Here is a 1,334-nt window from a genome sequence, read left to right as displayed (position 1 = left end):
AGACACTCCTACTTAAACTACCAGACAATCAACGAATTTAATCAAATAATAAATAGTAATAAAGCTGCTTAACTAATTGTCCAGATTTCGTTTGGATATCCAATCTACATTATATTTTTCATTAAATAAGTGAAAAATATAATCAGGTTTAAATAATCCTTTTTTAATATACTTTTTATCAATGGCCTCTGTAAGATTATTATACTTAGATGAGTTTTTATCATTAGGATAGTATAGCAGATTAAATAAACTTCCTCTTCGGGCTGACTCAATAAAAAGATTATCGAGTGTAACAAAATTCTTTACATCTTTTTTATAAGACATCTTTTGTTCTACTTCATCAATAGTACGCACTTGATCTAGCTTAAAATAGGTTTCTATTTCAACTTGATGCTCAGGTCCACAATTAATAAACCATTCATTATTTATTAACTTTTGAGCTATTTCATCCATTTTTGGTGAAATCTCTATCTTCTTTCCAAATAATAATTCTTTTAAATTCATTATTTTATATTCTAATGATGTGCTACACGTTTAACATTAATATTATCTACTTTATTCCATGGAAATTTACCATTAGTAAGTTGTTCTAATACAGCAAAATATACTCCTTTCACACTTACCCTTCTTCCCATTTCTGCTTTTCTCAGTGATTTATATAATTCAACATTATATCTAAAAACGGATGGAATCTTCCCTTTAACTCTTAACTTTTCATAAAAATCATCCATATGTAAATGAGCCTTATAATGTTGACTCCCTTTTCGAGAAGCATAACCTTCTAACCCAATTACCCTTCCTGAATCCCTATCAAAATTGAATACTCCAGTTTGATTTAAATGATGCCTTTGAATACCATTTCCTACTTCATCTAGAGTATTCTTAGTTCCTTTAAAAGTTCCAAACTTTCCCTCAGAAATAAGTCCTAATGAATCATAATCTATATTTGAATCTTCTACGTATGGATAGAATTTTATCCCAGCTAAAAACTTAATAGGATCCTGACTCACATACATCCCCATATCAGGACTATAATACCTAAAGCGGTTATAATATAGCCCACTCTCTAAGTCATCATACTGCCCCTGATATCGAAACGGACAGTCCATCCGCTTACCTACCTTCATATCGATACGACCGTAGATATCTAGTGTACCATGCCACACCAAGTCCCCCGTAGCATCATACATATACTCAGGTGTACCGAGATAGTTACTCACAATACTAAAACTCTCCCCATCCTTAATCTTACCACAAGGTACAAAAGAATTTACTTCGTACAACCATGTCGTGATACTATCCGTAGGTTCTGTGACCTTACACAGCTTACCTGT

2 protein-coding genes are annotated in these 1,334 nt (G+C 32.1%); both read right to left on the bottom strand.

Features of this window, described 5'->3' with window-relative positions:
• Positions 1–72: 72 nt before the first annotated feature.
• On the bottom strand, positions 73–504 hold the full coding sequence (locus GOQ24_RS05340) for a hypothetical protein (RefSeq protein ID WP_160339250.1): 432 nt from the start codon (positions 502–504) through the stop codon (positions 73–75).
• An 11-nt stretch (positions 505–515) separates the two neighbouring features.
• Positions 516–1,334, bottom strand: an 819-nt coding sequence (locus GOQ24_RS05335; protein WP_317165481.1) for an RHS repeat-associated core domain-containing protein, incomplete at its 5' end; no start/stop codon positions are given.

Origin of the sequence: Myroides sp. LoEW2-1, from assembly GCF_009767705.1 — a bacterium.
GTDB classification, from domain to species: domain Bacteria; phylum Bacteroidota; class Bacteroidia; order Flavobacteriales; family Flavobacteriaceae; genus Flavobacterium; species Flavobacterium album_A.
This window is presented reverse-complemented; position numbering and strand designations above follow the sequence as displayed.